General features: G+C 33.8%; 16 protein-coding genes. 6 read left to right on the forward strand and 10 right to left on the reverse strand.

Annotation, left to right across the window (positions count from 1 at the left end; genetic code table 11):
• Positions 1-36: 36 nt before the first annotated feature.
• The 6 genes from K6119_RS03180 to K6119_RS03205 all read right to left on the reverse strand — a co-directional run bounded on the left by K6119_RS03180 (position 37) and on the right by K6119_RS03205 (position 7,071).
• A complete protein-coding gene (locus K6119_RS03180) occupies positions 37-609 on the reverse strand; it encodes a Crp/Fnr family transcriptional regulator (protein WP_221833767.1) in 573 nt (190 codons plus the stop codon).
• Positions 610-616: 7 nt separating this feature from the next.
• Positions 617-2,269 (reverse strand): potassium channel family protein, encoded by a 1,653-nt coding sequence (locus tag K6119_RS03185; protein WP_221833765.1) that lies wholly within the window; start codon positions 2,267-2,269, stop codon positions 617-619.
• Between the two features lie 47 nt (positions 2,270-2,316).
• On the reverse strand, positions 2,317-3,390 hold the full coding sequence (gene aroC, locus K6119_RS03190) for a chorismate synthase (RefSeq protein ID WP_221833763.1): 1,074 nt from the start codon (positions 3,388-3,390) through the stop codon (positions 2,317-2,319).
• Positions 3,383-4,393 (reverse strand): hypothetical protein, encoded by a 1,011-nt coding sequence (locus K6119_RS03195; protein ID WP_221833762.1) that lies wholly within the window; start codon positions 4,391-4,393, stop codon positions 3,383-3,385. The genes aroC and K6119_RS03195 overlap by 8 nt, the downstream gene beginning before the upstream one ends.
• A gap of 115 nt (positions 4,394-4,508) precedes the next feature.
• The gene (locus K6119_RS03200) at positions 4,509-5,924 is read right to left on the reverse strand and encodes a phosphohexomutase domain-containing protein (RefSeq protein ID WP_221833761.1); all 1,416 of its coding nucleotides are present in this window, start codon (positions 5,922-5,924) and stop codon (positions 4,509-4,511) included.
• An 88-nt stretch (positions 5,925-6,012) separates the two neighbouring features.
• Positions 6,013-7,071, reverse strand: coding sequence for an acyl-CoA reductase (locus tag K6119_RS03205; protein ID WP_221833760.1), 1,059 nt, complete (start codon positions 7,069-7,071; stop codon positions 6,013-6,015).
• 47 nt (positions 7,072-7,118) lie between these two features.
• Between K6119_RS03205 and K6119_RS03210 the strand changes: the two genes are divergently transcribed.
• From K6119_RS03210 to K6119_RS03220, 3 genes are all read left to right on the forward strand, one after another.
• On the forward strand, positions 7,119-7,472 hold the full coding sequence (locus tag K6119_RS03210; RefSeq protein ID WP_221833759.1) for a 4Fe-4S dicluster domain-containing protein: 354 nt from the start codon (positions 7,119-7,121) through the stop codon (positions 7,470-7,472).
• 83 nt (positions 7,473-7,555) lie between these two features.
• Positions 7,556-8,302, forward strand: a complete 747-nt coding sequence (locus K6119_RS03215) for a 2-phosphosulfolactate phosphatase (RefSeq protein WP_221833758.1) — start codon at positions 7,556-7,558, stop codon at positions 8,300-8,302.
• A gap of 1 nt (position 8,303) precedes the next feature.
• Entirely contained in the window at positions 8,304-9,086 is a 783-nt protein-coding gene (locus K6119_RS03220; RefSeq protein WP_221833757.1) for a hypothetical protein, read from the forward strand.
• On the opposite strand, the gene K6119_RS03225 is transcribed toward K6119_RS03220, so the two are convergent.
• From K6119_RS03225 to K6119_RS03235, 3 genes are all read right to left on the reverse strand, one after another.
• Positions 9,083-9,400, reverse strand: a complete 318-nt coding sequence (locus K6119_RS03225; protein WP_221833756.1) for a hypothetical protein — start codon at positions 9,398-9,400, stop codon at positions 9,083-9,085. The genes K6119_RS03220 and K6119_RS03225 overlap by 4 nt on opposite strands.
• A gap of 44 nt (positions 9,401-9,444) precedes the next feature.
• A complete protein-coding gene (locus tag K6119_RS03230; protein WP_221833755.1) occupies positions 9,445-9,807 on the reverse strand; it encodes a hypothetical protein in 363 nt (120 codons plus the stop codon).
• 66 nt (positions 9,808-9,873) lie between these two features.
• Positions 9,874-10,860, reverse strand: a complete 987-nt coding sequence (locus tag K6119_RS03235) for a transglutaminase domain-containing protein (protein WP_221833753.1) — start codon at positions 10,858-10,860, stop codon at positions 9,874-9,876.
• Positions 10,861-11,176: 316 nt separating this feature from the next.
• On the opposite strand from K6119_RS03235, the gene K6119_RS03240 reads away from it, so the two are divergent.
• Together K6119_RS03240 and K6119_RS03245 are read left to right on the forward strand one after the other, a co-directional pair.
• Positions 11,177-12,079, forward strand: a complete 903-nt coding sequence (locus K6119_RS03240) for a 3-hydroxyacyl-CoA dehydrogenase family protein (RefSeq protein ID WP_221833751.1) — start codon at positions 11,177-11,179, stop codon at positions 12,077-12,079.
• Between the two features lie 222 nt (positions 12,080-12,301).
• Positions 12,302-12,745: a hypothetical protein gene (locus K6119_RS03245; protein WP_221833749.1), complete on the forward strand. Its 444-nt coding sequence runs from the start codon at positions 12,302-12,304 to the stop codon at positions 12,743-12,745.
• A gap of 59 nt (positions 12,746-12,804) precedes the next feature.
• On the opposite strand, the gene K6119_RS03250 is transcribed toward K6119_RS03245, so the two are convergent.
• Entirely contained in the window at positions 12,805-13,779 is a 975-nt protein-coding gene (locus K6119_RS03250; protein ID WP_237828083.1) for a DUF1295 domain-containing protein, read from the reverse strand.
• Positions 13,780-13,956: 177 nt separating this feature from the next.
• Between K6119_RS03250 and K6119_RS03255 the strand changes: the two genes are divergently transcribed.
• A complete protein-coding gene (locus K6119_RS03255) occupies positions 13,957-16,074 on the forward strand; it encodes a Tex family protein (protein ID WP_221833745.1) in 2,118 nt (705 codons plus the stop codon).
• Positions 16,075-16,164 lie beyond the last annotated feature (90 nt).

The raw sequence follows: 16,164 nt of genomic DNA on the forward strand, positions 1-16,164 counted from the left end.
AGCTTGAATTCTTTTAACATATGTTAAATTCTGAAATTACTGTATACCTTTTCTGATTCTACTCAAACTCACTTGCGAAATTCCTAAATAACTGGCAATGTGTTTGAGTGGAATTCTGTTAGAGATATCTGGATATCTATCTACAAGCTGACCATATCTTTCTGCTGCACTATAAAACCTGATTGATTCTATTCGTTTTTGACATTCTAAAAATGCAAAAAGAGCAATTTTTCTTCCGGCTCTTTCCATATCATGATGTTGCGCACATATCCTTTCAAAGTCACTGTATTTAAAACTTTCAATAATTGAATCCTCTGTCACCTCAATTCCTTTATGGGAAGGGACAGCAGTAAACAAACTTTCAACCCCACCTAAAAATTCACCGTCCATAGCAATGTAATCGGTCACATCTCTTCCATCTCTCAAATAATACACACGTCCTGAACCTTTTTTTATAAAATGAAATTCCCTATCGATATTTCCTATGTCAAGTAATGATGTTCCGGATTTTAAATGTCGTTCCTCAATAATCTCGTCAAACAAAGCACAACTTTGCTCAGATAAAGGACTTACCTGAGAAATAGCTGAGATCAGACTTAAATCGATCATTCAATAATTATCTTAGAATTTTACGTACAAACGCAACCGTGAAATAAGACATTAAAAACACACCTACCCAACCTTCAACGGCAGAAACTAATCTGTTCCAGCTAGTTGGGTAATAGTCTCCATATCCAATGGTAAAAAAGGTAATTGAACTATGATATAAGGATTTATCAAACACATCCAAACCATCCTTTGCATCAACTGTATTGATTATTTCTCCGATTCCTAGAAAGTGATTCATCACATAAATACCTGCAAAACCGACTATGGCCACAACCATACTTACGAATACTCTATTTGGACTAGTGGCAAACAATCCCATTCTATCAAAGATCAACGACTTGGCGAAATACAATGCAGCAACCAATGGCTTAACCTTGTATTTTTCCATGGATTTTTGACGATTGTCTTTTAACTGAAATCTTTTAAAATATACATAAGCCCAATCTTCATCTGTGTATTGGCCATTCTTGGTAAAATTGTCTTTGATTATATTGAATTGTTCAGCTGTATCAGCATCACTTGCATTTTGATTCAATATTAAATCTCTTACATTATTCTTGTTCCAATCAATGATGATCTTACCCAGGTTTCTGGCACCCGTCAAGCAAAGTTTATCAAGGGATTCGGCTTTTTGAAAACTTAAATCTGTAATCGAATGTAAATAGGTTTGTGACAGGTCAATTTCCTCAGCTTTTTTAACCCTCAAATCTACAGTTGAATGAATATCTGAGTTAGAAATACTAAGCTTTCCTGCTGTGCAAGACTCAAATGAAATATTTCTACATCCAAAGCTTGTATCGTCAAAATTGGCTTCATCAGGACCAAAATTCATCCTTCTAAAGCTTAAATCTCCTCCTTCAAACTTACTTAATCTAAAAGTGAGCTTTCCTGAGCTAATTTCAGACTCTTCAAAGGATATGTGACCACTTCCAAATAAAGATCTTCTAAAATCTAATTTTCCTGCTCCGAAAATCACTCTTCTAAAATCCAAAACCGGACCGTTGAATTTTATCTTCTCAAATGTCTTACTTCCATCACCAAATTCAGCAAAGTGAAACTTAACCTTACATCTGTTAAAGTTAACACGCTTAAAATTTACTGTTTCTGCCTTAATAGAAGCATTTATAAAGGATACCAATTCTCCGTTGAAATTTGAATTTTCAAAATTGATTTTATCACATTTAAATTCAGCATACTGAAAAATTGATTGATGCGAGTGAAATGAACAATCTGAAAAATCAACATCCGCCGTTTCAAATATGGTATGGGTAAAATTCAAAGAACCGTGAGAAAACACTGCATGATCAAAGGAAACGTCTTTATCAAATTTGGAATAAGAGAAATCTGTATATGCATCACAATCAAAAAAGGCATAAGGCGCATTCCAACCATGAATTGTGATAATTTCTTTGGGATCTAACTTCCTTTTTCTCCTATATTCTGCAAGTGAAAAATCTTTGACATAGCAATTATTTAAATCTATTGAATGTCCGCCATCTATATCATTGTAGATGGTTTCAACATCCACATATGCCAAATAACGTTCGGTGATTTTTTTCTGAGCATAAAACTCAACAACACGAACACTACGGTTGTACTTTTTTCCGTCTAATTCAATAGATTCATCAAGAATCTCTATCTCATAAAATATTTCCCCCATTCGCAGAAATTATGCAAATAAATATAACCAAAATGTCCAAATGGAACTTATATATGAACAGTTTGAGATTTAAGTAGGTGATCTAACATCACCAAAGCAGCCATAGATTCAACAATAGGAACGGCTCTTGGAACCACACAAGGATCGTGTCTTCCTTCAGCTTGCATTTCTACTTCATTGCCCAATTTATCTACTGTATTTTGCTTTTTAAATATTGTGGCAACAGGTTTAAAAGCTACATTAAAGTAGATGTCTTCCCCATTTGAAATCCCCCCTTGAATACCACCAGAAAAATTGGTTTTAGTTTTGATTTTATTCTCTACCACTTCAAATTCATCATTGTGTTCAGATCCTTTCATCAAAACACTTCCAAAACCACTTCCTAACTCAAATCCTTTTACCGCATTAATACTGAACATTGCCTTTGCTAAATCTGCATTTAATTTGTCAAAAACCGGAGCTCCTAAACCTACTGGGGTTCCTGTAATTCTGCACTTAACAACTCCTCCTACTGAATCACCTTGTTTTTTGATAGATTTCACAAATTCTATCATTTCATCTGCAAGTTCAGCACTTGGACAACGAACAATATTATCGTCAATTCTATTAAGGTCAATATCATGATAGTCATCAGTCAACTGGAGATGAGCAATTTGATTAACAAAAGCTTGAATTTTAATCCCTTTATTAGCTAAAATTTGTTGAGCAATTGCTCCAGCCACTACTCTGCATGCTGTTTCTCTAGCACTACTTCTTCCTCCACCTCTATAATCTCTAATCCCGTATTTTTCTTGATATGTAAAATCTGCATGAGAAGGACGGAATTGATCTTTTATACTTCCGTAATCTTTAGATTTTTGATCCTTGTTTGGAATTATAAAACCAATTGGAGTGCCCAATGTTTTTCCTTCAAATAAACCGGATAAAAAATCAACGGTATCCTCTTCTTTTCGTTGCGTTGAAATTGAAGATTGGCCGGGTTTTCTTCTGTCTAATTGTTTTTGAACTTCTGCTATGTCAATTTTAATATTGGCAGGACATCCATCAATGATTCCTCCAATAGCTTTTCCATGCGATTCTCCAAAAGTGGTAAGTCTAAATATGTCTCCAAAACTATTCATCAAATGTTTTTCTTTCTTCAGTATAAGATAATTTATCCCATTTAAATGATCCGTCTTCTTGTACCGATATTTGAAATTCTGAGTCTGTTACCAATCTCTCTGTTTCTCCACTTGCACATCCACTTACATCACAATCAGAATTGTTTTTTCTGGTAAAAACCAAGTCCTTTGATAATTCTGACATACTACAAGTTTCAACACAATCGTCACATCCATCTACGTAATGAAATGTACCCTCCGCTTCTATAAAGTCTAAGTTTTCTCCGTAATGATCTACAGTTGAAAACACAATTCCATCAAACAGGCCTCTTTCATCCATGTTGCCAATTTTTACTTCTATTGCCAATAAAATAAAGTTCTTTTTTCTAACTATTCCAACATAACGAACTTCACTATTCTCAAACCACCAGTTGTCATCTTGAGCAAACTCCATGTATCTTTCCGGTAGAAACAATTGTGCATGGTAAGGGAGTAAATTTCCTTTTTGTTTATCCTTGTCAAAGTAATTGGGAATATTTGTCATTGCTGACTCCAATTTTTTCATTGATGAAACCCTAATGTCATCTAACAAATTCATTACCAGTTTTAGTTCTTCTCCTCCACTATTCTTCTTCCAAACACCTTCATACCTTCCTTCTTCTACTTCTGTCGCAAGAAACATCTCAGGATCATCATCACCGGATTCAATTAATTCTAACTCTCCGTCTTTAATTGTTCCTTTCAAATCTATTTTTTCTCCAACTGTATGATAATAATATGATGCATAAGATTCTCCAGTTCCATCTGTATTTATACGCATATTAAAGTCATACTGACCATCTATTCTTCCAGTATAGTCATAACTTTCTACTAATGCTATAGGTTCATTGACAACGTCTTCAACATCCTGATTAAGTTCCTGATTTAAACTATCAACTGAATCTCCGTCATCTTTGCTATCTCCACATGAAATAGTCAACAACAGTGATGTTATTAGGAAGATATTTTTATTTGTCATGATCATACTCAACAATTGATCAGGAAATATACTAATTATGAGTAGTATAATGTTCTACAACAAAATTTAGCCAGAATTAGCTGGATAATTTTTGAATATAAAAAAGATTGCTTCTAAAAGATTAAGCTCCAATCGTCAGCTTGCAAGCTTCTAAAATAACTCTCACCTCTTCCAATGTTGGAGCTTCGGCATAAGTTCGTAAAACAGGCTCAGTCCCTGACGGTCTAATCATTAACCAACGATTTTCGTCAAAGTGATATTTAAATCCATCCAAATCATCAACACTTTTCACCTTGTATTTGCCAAACATGTGAAAGGTATCGCTTTTACATTTTTCAATGATGCTCACTTTTAAGGATTCATTAATATGCAGGTCGTTTCTCTCAAAAGCAAATGGTCCAACTATTTCATATACCTCTTGAATCAATTCGTCCAATGATTTACCTGTTTTTGCCATGAACTCCCAAATAGTAAGTCCCATCCAAATTCCATCTCTTTCTGGAATGAAAGTTTTTAATGCTATCCCACCTGATTCTTCTCCTCCAAGTAAAACATCTTCTGACGGATCAGCCATAAATCCGGCTATGTATTTAAATCCAATTTTCACTTCCTCATGTTCTAATCCATAATGCTCACACATCTGTTTTATTCTAGGTGTAGAACTAAATCCGGTAACAACTTTACCTGATAATCCTTTATATTTTACCAAATAGTGAATTGTCAATAAAATGATGTGATGTGAATCTACAAACTCTCCTCTTGAATTATACAATCCAATTCTATCTGCATCACCATCAGTAGCCAAACCACAACTTAATCCATGGTTTTGCTTCATTAACATTGAAAACTCTTGAAGATTCTTATCTATCGGTTCAGGAGCTTGCCCCATAAATCCTGGATTGTGCTCGCAGTGTAAAAATGCAATATCCGGCAGCAAACGTTTCATTACATTTTGACCCGCTCCGTACATAGCATCATACGCCCATCCGAAATCTGCATTAGCAATTAAATCTAAATCAAATGTACTTTTTACTTTATCAATATACATTTGCTCTAAATCAACTATCTCATATAACTTATTTGCTTTTGCTTCTGATAGAGAGATACTGTCAACATCATACGAATTAGTATCCGGAATTAATTGTTCTATCTCATCTACTTGATCAGGTAAAAGTGGTCCCCCAAAATCACCTTTTAATTTATATCCATTGTAAGTTGGTGGATTATGACTTGCTGTAATAACAACCCCCAATGAAGCTTTAAATTCTCTCGTAGCATAAGAGATCATTGGTGTTGAAACAAAACCTTTGTCTGTTGTAATAACTTTTATACCATTTGCAGTTAAAACTTTACAAACTGCGTCAACAAACATAGGTCCTCCAAATCTACAATCATGTCCCACAACAACAGAAGGTTTATCAAAATTTGATTTTAACCATTGACTAACCGCAATTGTTACCCTGCATACATTATCAACTGTATACTCCTTAGCTATTATAGCTCTCCAACCGTCAGTTCCGAATTTAATTTTAGTCATCTGTTGTTTATTAAATTTTATGCGAATGTACACAATTTAAAAGGAGCTTATGTACTTGCTTTATGTATAAATTGTTAAGAAAAAAGAGTTAATATTTCACATACAAGCTCACCAAAAACTGCATTGTATCAACTCCATCTGCATAATCTGTCAATGAAGGAACTTGTGCATGTCCAAACGGAATATAATTCTTCCCAACTATTAATTGAATTTGATCTTTTTGCTGATCTACAAAGCGTTCAAAATCTTCGGGCTTTTTATACCTCACATAATGGAGCACAGCTAAAGGAGAATGCAATGAATCGTCCTCTTTCAGTAAAATAAAACCATTGTCCAACAAGTTTTCTTTGTTCAATAGCATTACAGCTTTATTGTAATCATAATTGTTTGCGTATTTGTTGTGATGTATGATTTCATTAAAATCGTAAATAGCTTCAAAAAACCTGTCTAATTCAAAGTTTTCCGGAATCCATAGTTGACTTACATTACGACAACCTAAACCGTAATAATGAAATATATCCTCACCCAATAGCTTTAATTCTTCCTTGGTTTCAGTTCCATCAATAAAGGCTATTGAACTTCTATTTTTTCTGATGATGTTTGGATATTTCCCGAAATACGATTCAAAATATCTTGAAGAATTGTCAGATCCTGTTGCTATTACAGCATCAAACCCTTGTAGCGGAGAATTTGCAATTTCTACCCAGTCTTTCATGTTTTCATCAAACAGCATCATGGTTTTTATTAATGCAGGTAATAGATGTTGATCTTCTGATGATAACTTTATACTTGCCTTATGACCGGCCAAAAACACTGAAATAAAATCATGAAATCCAACCAAAGGAATATTACCGGCCATTATTATAGCCACCTTTTTCCCACTGTCATCCTGCACATTGTATTCAGCCAACCAATTATTCAATGATTCTTCATTTAACCAACCGGCAATAGCTTTAAAACTACTTCGCACCTGTTCTTCTTTAAACCAACCATTGTAAATATGAACCCTTTGAATTAGTTCATTTAGTTGATCATACTCCTCTTGATTGATTCCAATTGAATAGCCTGGCCATGATTCACTGTCACCTAAATGATTCATGATTACACCAAGACGATTTAAAATATTCTTTTTTTCTGCAAGTTTCATCCAAAGACCCTTTATATTTGCAAAATTAAAATGAAAATTCAGAACTGATGGCAATAATTATTACAGACGAATGTATCAATTGTGGAGCTTGTGAACCGGAATGTCCTAATAACGCTATTTATGAGGGTGGAGCTGAATGGAGATATGCTGACGGAACTTCTTTAACTGGTATGGTTAATTTACCTAATAGAGATGCTCAGGTAGATGCTGATCTAGACCAGGAGCCAGTTGATATGGATGTTTATTTCATTGTTCCTGATAAATGTACTGAATGTAAAGGATTTCATGATGAACCACAATGTGCTGCAGTTTGTCCTGTAGATTGTTGTGTTGATGATCCGGATATTAGAGAATCAGATGAAGAACTTTTGGCTAAAAAAGACTTCATGCATCTTGATTAATAAATACCCTATTCAACTATGGATTCTTTGAAATCCGGTTATTTCAATTAATATTAAATATAAATTTTACGTACTTTAGAAGAATGTCAGATCAAGATAGTCGTAAAAAAGTAGAAGTTTGTTTCTCACCCTATTTATTCCCATTATACAAAGACGAGTTCGATATTATCGTGGTTATAGATGTATTGAGGGCTACTTCAGCTATCTGTGCAGCTTTTCACAATGGTGTTGAGGAATTAATTCCAGTTTCTACTATTGAAGAAGCTAAAGAATATCAAGCAAAAGGATATAAAGTTGGAGCAGAACGTGGTGGATCTATTGTTGAAGGTTTTGATTTTGGAAACTCTCCTTTTTCTTACATGAAAGCGAATTTGAAAGGAGAAACCGTTGTTCTAAGCACAACTAATGGAACAAAATCAATCAATATTGCTAAAGAATCTGGTCAAGTTGTAATTGGTGCACTTTCAAATCTTGATGTACTAAAAGATTGGTTAGAACATCAGGATAAAAATATATTATGTCTATGTTCAGGTTGGCAAAATAAATTCAATCTGGAAGATACTATTTGTGCAGGAGCCATTTTGGACCATTTATTAAGTACCGGAAAATTTAGAAGTGAAGAAGATTCTTCAATAGCGGCTAAATATTTGTTTTTAAGTGCTAAAGACAATATTCTAGGATATTTAAAAGCTTCTTCGCATAGAAGAAGATTGAAAAACCTGAATCTAAATAAGGATATTAAATATTGTCTTACCCCTAATAAAGCTCCTGTTATTCCTGTCTTAGAAGGAGATCGATTAGTTACTGTTGAGTCTTTAATCACCAAATAATATGAAAAAGTTGTTTTGGATATTGCCATTAATGATGTTTGTTTTAACGGCATGCCCAAACAATGAAAATGGTACTTCGTCCGGAGGAGATTTACCAGAAAACCCTGAAAAATTAATCATCAGATTAAATGAAGATGGAGGGATGAATCCCCTGTCTTATGGAATCTATATTTGCAAAGACAGCGCTTATTGGCAAATGTGGAGAAGTGGAAACCAAACTAAATTAAACTGGACACCTACAGAAAATGAGATTGCAGATTTATATCAGGTGTTAAAAGAAAACAACGTCAATAAGATTAAATCTAAATCTGAAGGAGAAGTTTATGACCGTGGAGGAACGAGTATAGATGTTGATATTAACAGCCAATCTTACGACTTAAACAATTCAGGAAACGCTTTTATTGATGAAAAATGGCGCAGTAACTTTAACAGTATTTCTTCAGCAATTTGGTCCTATGCCTCTCAAAAAGTAGATGAACAAAAAATTGAGGTTCCTATTCATTTTGGTGATTCGCTAAAAAGCGGAATTTACCCATTTGATTTTAGCGTTAACGACATTAGATTGTTCTTTAACAATAAAACTGCTCCGGTAGACACTACTTTTAACTTCTATCCGGGTTTCAATGAAATTTATTCACAAACATTTTACCCTGATTCAGCATCAAGTTATGGAGGATTGGTTACCTATGAATGGAACAATGAAAGTCTAGAAATCACCCCAGAAGTTAAGGCAATTACCATAAGATTATCTCAAGATGGATTAGTTTATGAAATAGAGAATTAATATTCTCTTTCAGATAAGCATTTCAACTGCACAACTTCTCCCAATCCACAAATACTGGCACCAGCTGCTTCTTTGTATTTTACCCATACCAACTGCCCTGAATCCATATTAACATATCCATATTCGGATAAATTAGTCGCTTCTAACTTGGTTCCATCTTCAGTTTGAATAATGACACCACAAGAATCACTTACATTAGAATAGTCTCTAATTACAGCCTTCTCTGAGTTATTTGGACATCCGTTGTTTTTATTACAAGAAGTGATACTGAAAAACGCCGCAATAACAGCACCAGCAATTACTAACTTTTTCATTTCAGATTATTTTGCTTTTATATATATACGTAAAGAATCGTCAATTAGTTTCCAGAATACGACTCTATTCCATCTTCGGTAATCATATAAGTTTTCTGTACACCTGATTGTCTGGAAAATAAAACTTCAAAAGAAATTTTGTCATCAACCTTTAGTTTTAAAAGAGCATACTTCTCAAACTCCTTTGAATTAAGAGGTACGTTACAATGTGGACAAATGAAATCTACCAACTCTCCTGGAGTAAATTCAACCTCAGGTACGTGAGTATATTCGTAATTACCAACAGTGGCATCTAAACTGATTACACCCTTATCACCATTTTCTCTTTTCGTATTTAATACTACTAATTTTCCTTGGTTTAAGTTTGCGCTACAATATGGACAGTGAAAGTTAAAATCTTGAATCATGGTTTGAAGTTAAAAGGGATATTTATAAAAGGTACGAAAATTTGATTTTTTTTAAAAGCACTTTTGTCAAATTATTATTTCACTTGCTCTTACTTCACTTTGATACTTACCACCTGGATAATCATCATTGTAATCAAAATTAAGCCAAATAAACCCTTTACTGTCCTGAAAATAATGAATCGGTTTTCCTTTTGATTCTTCAGGAAAATAAATATCCTTTATTAAGTACACTATCCTTTCCATTTCCTCTTCACTTCCAAACTTCACTTCAGGATACAAATGGCCAATAACACTTCCGTCTTTTCGCTTTACCGTTGTTCTAACTAACCTAACTTCACCGCCAATTGCCTTTATGCAAGCTGCCATCATGATGGAATAATCATCACAATCTCCTTTAAACCTTCCGTCATATTTCAGCTGCCCAATTGTCTCACTTGCTTTAGCATAATAATCTTCATTGGCAGGATCATAAACATAGTTCCAGTGTCCATTAATCTCTTTAAAAACACTAAAAAACTGAACCCATTTTCTATTCTTTGCAAAATATGCTTCGTCTTCAAAGTGCTTAATTGCAATACTTGCTGCATAATTTCTTACTTCAGGATTTGTATAATCAATCGCTTGTCTTAATTCCTTTTCTTTCCTGAATTCCCCGTCCTTTATTACAAACTGTTCTTCAAATGCGTCATCTGATAATTCGTACAAAAACACGTAGTAATCATCCTTTAAATCACCGAAAGTGTAAATATTAGAGAAGTTTGTTATCGTCATTACAACAAGTCCTAAAATGACTATTCCAATCACTACTAACCTAAATTTCTTAAGTAAATAATAGGTCAAAAAGAAAATCGATAAAAACAGAATAATATAGTCTAACTTAATAGTGTTTTCACCAATCGAAAATTGCAATCTGGGTATATACTTATACAAAAAGATAAACAAAGGCATAGTCAAAACAGCTGACACTGCGCCTAAAATCAAAATACTGTAGCCAAAATTTCTATCTGTCCAGCTTTGATTTTCGTCTTGATCTTCTTTCTCTTTGGTTTCCACTTCTACTAAATTAACTATTGAATTGGACGATCGTTACATTTTCTGTTCAATTTAACAGACTTTATTATCCAACGTGTTTAAATAGAGATTAATTGCTCTTGAAATCTTACTATATAAATATTTAAAGTCAACTCTTTTAAAAATAGATGCATAAAAAAAGAGTTCGCCCCCCAGCGAACTCCTTGTTTCCATTTCAAAAGTTGATCTTGAACTTATGCTTTCATAATCATTAACGGGACCTTAAAAAAAAGGGTTGGGTAATGACTTTATTTAATTAACTTTATTGTCCTAATTTAAAATTCGAAATCCACCAAAAATGAAGAACGTAACAGTAATCGGAGCAGGTACAATGGGTAATGGAATTGCTCACACTTTTGCTCAATTTGGATATCAAGTTAACCTTGTTGATGTTTCGCAAGAAAACTTGGATAAAGCAATTGCAACCATCTCAAAAAACTTGGGAAGAATGGTTGAAAAAGAAAAAATTACTGAACAAGATAAAAATGCAACCTTAGGTAACATTACTACTGGTACTGATTTAAAATCAGGAGTTGCAAATGCAGAATTGGTGGTAGAAGCCGCAACAGAAAATGTAGATCTAAAACTGAAGATTTTTAAGGATATGGATGCTTTTGCACCGGAAGGAGCAATTTTAGCCACTAATACATCTTCTATTTCTATAACCAAAATTGCTGCTGTAACTTCTCGACCTGATAAAGTAATCGGTATGCATTTTATGAATCCAGTTCCTATCATGAAATTGGTGGAAATCATCAGAGGATATGATACTTCTGATGAAGTAACAGAAACTATCATGGCTGCTTCAAAAACTTTGAATAAAGTACCGGTTGAAGTAAATGACTATCCTGGATTCGTAGCAAACAGAATTTTAATGCCAATGATCAATGAAGCTATCATTACTTTAAATGAAGGTGTTGCTGGAGTTGAAGAAATTGATACAGTAATGAAACTAGGAATGGCTCATCCAATGGGGCCTTTGCAGTTAGCTGATTTTATTGGATTAGATGTTTGCTTGGCAATCATGAATGTATTATATGATGGACTCGGAAATGATAAGTATGCTCCTTGCCCATTATTAGTAAACATGGTCACTGCAGGTAAATTAGGTGTAAAATCAGGAGAAGGATTCTACTCTTGGACACACGGAACCAAAGATTTGGTTGTTGCTAACAATTTTAAAAACAAGCAATTAGCTTAGTAACTAATAATTTTAATAAAAAAGGTCGTCATTTTGGCGGCCTTTTTTTATTCTTTAGACTAAACCGAAATTCCATTTTTAAAAGTAATTTCAACTAAAAACTTAATCCCCTGACTCTTTAATACTTACAGTTTAACCTAAAAACAATTCATTGAGTTTACTTGCTAGACTAGATTCTCATTGCTATGTTTGATAAAATGCTAAAATAATTTAAACATTAAAATGAAAAGAAATCTCGTATTTATGATGCTGGCTACTTCACTTGTTTTTGTTGCTTGCCAGAAAAAAGGATGTACTGATCCAAATGCTAACAATCATGTTGATGTAGCTGATGTTGATGATGGTTCATGTACCTACACTGCTCACGGAACTTTTTGGTTTGATCAATCTGTATCTATTGCCCAAAATCAGGCAGGAACTACCTTAATTGAAGTTTTTGTAGAAAATGTTTCTGGAGGTTCTTTACCGGTTGCGTCATATGCTGGTCCTGCTACTCCTTCATGTGGTTATGATAATACTATCAACATTGAAAAAAATATGGGATCTGAGTCTACTAAATCCTTCAATTGGGTAGCTAAAGATCAAAATGGAACTACACTTTATTCAGGTACTTGGAATGCTTCAGGATTGCCGGATAATTCTTGTGATGTAATTCAAATTCAATAATATTATTCATTGAAATATTTGGAGTAAACCTGGCTTTATGCTGGGTTTCTTTTTTAGTATCAATACTTAGTCTTAAACTTCCCCTTAATTGGTAAAAATCTTCCCACTTCTTTCTGATATCGCAAATATTCTGGATATTTTTTCGCAGAAATCTCTTCTGAAAAATCTGAACTTCCTTTGAACAATAAAACCAACAATAGAGCTCCTGCTATTGACCAATTTATAATATGTCCGGTAGCAATAATGGAGAACAAATAAAAAACTACCCAAACTGCCTGCTCTCCCATATAATTAGGATGTCTCATATAACCCCACAAACCTGTATGAGTAAATCCAATGGCATACTTACCCTTCAACTCTTCACCAGCATTAATTCTCTTGTACTTTTCTTCTTGATAGTTAAATTGTTGTTGATCTGCTATAAATTCTATGATTACAAATGCAATCAACAAAGCGGAAACAATGTAATCCCACAATCCAATACCAATTTCACTCCCCATCACTTTCACCAAAGGCAATGTCATTAACAAAATCAAGCCCATCTGATACATACTAATGAAAAAGAAATTAAATAATAGCCATTTCCATTCCTTTTCAAATCCTTTTTTAGACTTCAATATGGCCCATCTGTAATCCTCTTCACCACTCCAAAACTTCCAAGAATAACCACCTCTCCGTGCAAAATTATAGGTCAATCTAACTCCCCATATCGTTATTAAAACTGCCATTAACACTACTCTATCTTCATATTCACTCATGTGTGCTACAATCCATCCATAAGCAATCGGAATGGTGCTCCACAATTTGTCAACTTGTGAATAATTCTTGGTAACACTGCTTACAATAAAAGTCAACGCAGCTGCAAGTCCATAAACTAACAATAATACTTTCAATGTTTCCCATTGTAATTCACTTAAGGGCTCGTCGTAATAAAATGTCACTAACGGCACAGCAATTAAAGTGAATAAAAGAAATAATGCTATTCTCCACATATCGCAAATATATATGAACCCTTTGAATGTAAAATTGTTCAATACTATTTTTTAGGGTGGCTTTGTCAAAGCCAAACCGGGCTTTCCACTATAGCAGTTTATTGTCCAATAAACTGGCTGCCGCTTCAATCCCTGCCACAAAAATTGCGCAATACAATTTAAATTTCCTCTTAAAAATCAAGAAACAATTCCTTAAATTCGCTCTCCTTAATTTTTACCATGGATATTATACAACAAATCAGTAAAGAACTTAATTTATCTTCAAAAGGAGTAACAAAAGCATTAGAGTTATTGGCAGAAGGAGCTACAATTCCATTTATTGCGAGATATAGAAAAGAAGCCACTGGCAATTTAGAGGATGTAGAACTAATTGCAATAAAGGATAGACATTCTTATTGGACCGAATTTGCTAAAAGAAAACAAACAGTTCTAAATACAATTAATGAACAGGGATTGTTGACAGATCAATTAAAATCTAAAATTGAAAATTGCTTTGATCTTAATGAATTGGAAGATATCTATTTACCTTATAAACCTAAGAAACAAACAAAAGGACAAAAAGCCATAAAAGCGGGCCTTAAGCCACTTGCAATTTTAATTCAACAAGAACAATTTGATTTTAAAATTGAACAAGAATTACCGAGATTCGTCCGTGGAGAAATTAAAACAGAAAAAGAGGCAATTGCTGGTGCTATCAACATTCTTGCTGAATGGATTTCTGAAGATGATAAATTACGAGAGCGAATTAGAGAACAATTCCATAGATATGCCTATTTATCTGCGAAACTAAAAAAAGGTAAAGATGAAGAAGGCGCCAAATACAAAGACTACTTTAACTATTCTGAAAGGCTTGATAGAGTAAAAGCTCACCGTGCTTTAGCAATTTTAAGAGCTGAAAAAGAAGGAATACTAAACGTTTCTATTGATGTAGATAAAGAAAGAGCCATTGAGAACATTGAAAGAGTAGTTGGTAGAAAGTATGCCGAGAATTCCTATGCCAATTTAGCTTTTGAAGAAGCATATAAGAGATTATTGCAACCTCAATTTGAATCTGAATCTAAAAAAGAAATAAAAGATCTAGCAGATGAAGAATCCATTAAGGTTTTTGCAGAAAATCTAAAACAGCTCTTACTACAATCTCCTCTTGGAGGAAAAAGAATACTGGCAATTGACCCTGGTTACAGAACAGGATGTAAGGTTGCAATACTTAATAACAATGGTGATTATCTTGAAAACAGAACCATTTTTCCTCATCCACCACAAAAACAAACACAGGAAGCTGTCGCTATTTTAAGAAATCTGATTCAAAGCCACAAAATTGAGGCAATAGCAATTGGTAATGGTACAGCTGGTTTGGAAACAGAAAAACTATGTAGAAGAACATTCAATAATGCGGGCATTCAAATCTTTTCAATTAACGAAGCTGGCGCAAGTGTATATTCAGCTTCAGAAATTGCAAGAGAAGAATTCCCAAAATTAGATGTAACAGTTAGAGGTGCTATTTCAATTGGAAGAAGACTTATTGATCCTCTCGCAGAATTAGTTAAAATTGATCCAAAATCAATTGGAGTTGGACAATATCAACATGACGTTAATCAAACTTTGCTAAAACAGAAACTTGATGAAGTTGTAGAACTTTGTGTAAACCATGTTGGTGTAGAATTAAATACTGCTTCTTTTCCAATTTTATCACATGTTTCTGGTTTAGGTCCGGTATTGGCTAAAAATATAATCACTTTCCGTGAAGAAAATGGTAGCTTCAGGCAAAGAAAAGACCTACTAAAAGTCCCTAAAATGGGACAAAAGACATTTGAACAAGCAGCTGGTTTCTTGCGAATTGAAAACGGAACCAATCCTTTGGATAATACTATCATTCACCCAGAATCTTATCAATTGGTAAAGGAAATTGCATTGTTACATGGAACGTCCATTGATGCTATACTAAATAAGGAAGTAAATCTAGAAGAATCTAAAATCAATAGCCTGACAGGTCAGTATGATCAATTTACACTTGATTTTGTAGTGAACGAATTAAACAAACCTACTCGTGATCCTCGTGAACCTCTAAAAGAAGCTAGATACAATGATATTTCCGGTATTGAAGATTTAATTCCTGGTATGGAGTTAAATGGAACTGTAAATAACATTACAAATTTTGGAGCCTTCGTTGATGTTGGAATTAAAGAGTCAGGATTAGTTCATATTTCTGAACTGGCAGACGAATTCATTTCTAATGTTCAGGATATTGTTGCTTTAAATCAACAGGTAAAAGTGAAAGTATTATCAGTTGATCTTGATCGCAAAAGAGTTCAACTTAGTATGAAGGGACTTAATTAGTAAGTTATTTATCATTAATCCCTTCTTTCACCATTATCTTATCTTAATTCACCACCATCCTAAAACAAAAAAAGCCTTGCTCCAAAGGAA

This window comes from Paracrocinitomix mangrovi, assembly GCF_019740355.2.
Taxonomy (GTDB): domain Bacteria; phylum Bacteroidota; class Bacteroidia; order Flavobacteriales_D; family Crocinitomicaceae; genus Paracrocinitomix; species Paracrocinitomix mangrovi.

What these genes read in the sequence shown, in the direction of transcription:
- K6119_RS03180 (WP_221833767.1), bottom strand. Translation starts at nt 609, where the DNA reads ATGATCGATTTAAGTCTGATCTCAGCTATTTCTCAGGTAAGTCCTTTA.
- K6119_RS03225 (WP_221833756.1), bottom strand. Translation starts at nt 9,400, where the DNA reads ATGAAAAAGTTAGTAATTGCTGGTGCTGTTATTGCGGCGTTTTTCAGT.
- K6119_RS03230 (WP_221833755.1), bottom strand. Translation starts at nt 9,807, where the DNA reads ATGATTCAAGATTTTAACTTTCACTGTCCATATTGTAGCGCAAACTTA.
- K6119_RS03200 (WP_221833761.1), bottom strand. Translation starts at nt 5,924, where the DNA reads ATGACTAAAATTAAATTCGGAACTGACGGTTGGAGAGCTATAATAGCT.
- K6119_RS03220 (WP_221833757.1), top strand. Translation starts at nt 8,304, where the DNA reads ATGAAAAAGTTGTTTTGGATATTGCCATTAATGATGTTTGTTTTAACG.
- aroC (WP_221833763.1), bottom strand. Translation starts at nt 3,390, where the DNA reads ATGAATAGTTTTGGAGACATATTTAGACTTACCACTTTTGGAGAATCG.
- K6119_RS03210 (WP_221833759.1), top strand. Translation starts at nt 7,119, where the DNA reads ATGGCAATAATTATTACAGACGAATGTATCAATTGTGGAGCTTGTGAA.
- K6119_RS03215 (WP_221833758.1), top strand. Translation starts at nt 7,556, where the DNA reads ATGTCAGATCAAGATAGTCGTAAAAAAGTAGAAGTTTGTTTCTCACCC.
- K6119_RS03240 (WP_221833751.1), top strand. Translation starts at nt 11,177, where the DNA reads ATGAAGAACGTAACAGTAATCGGAGCAGGTACAATGGGTAATGGAATT.
- K6119_RS03205 (WP_221833760.1), bottom strand. Translation starts at nt 7,071, where the DNA reads ATGAAACTTGCAGAAAAAAAGAATATTTTAAATCGTCTTGGTGTAATC.
- K6119_RS03195 (WP_221833762.1), bottom strand. Translation starts at nt 4,393, where the DNA reads ATGATCATGACAAATAAAAATATCTTCCTAATAACATCACTGTTGTTG.
- K6119_RS03185 (WP_221833765.1), bottom strand. Translation starts at nt 2,269, where the DNA reads ATGGGGGAAATATTTTATGAGATAGAGATTCTTGATGAATCTATTGAA.
- K6119_RS03255 (WP_221833745.1), top strand. Translation starts at nt 13,957, where the DNA reads ATGGATATTATACAACAAATCAGTAAAGAACTTAATTTATCTTCAAAA.
- K6119_RS03245 (WP_221833749.1), top strand. Translation starts at nt 12,302, where the DNA reads ATGAAAAGAAATCTCGTATTTATGATGCTGGCTACTTCACTTGTTTTT.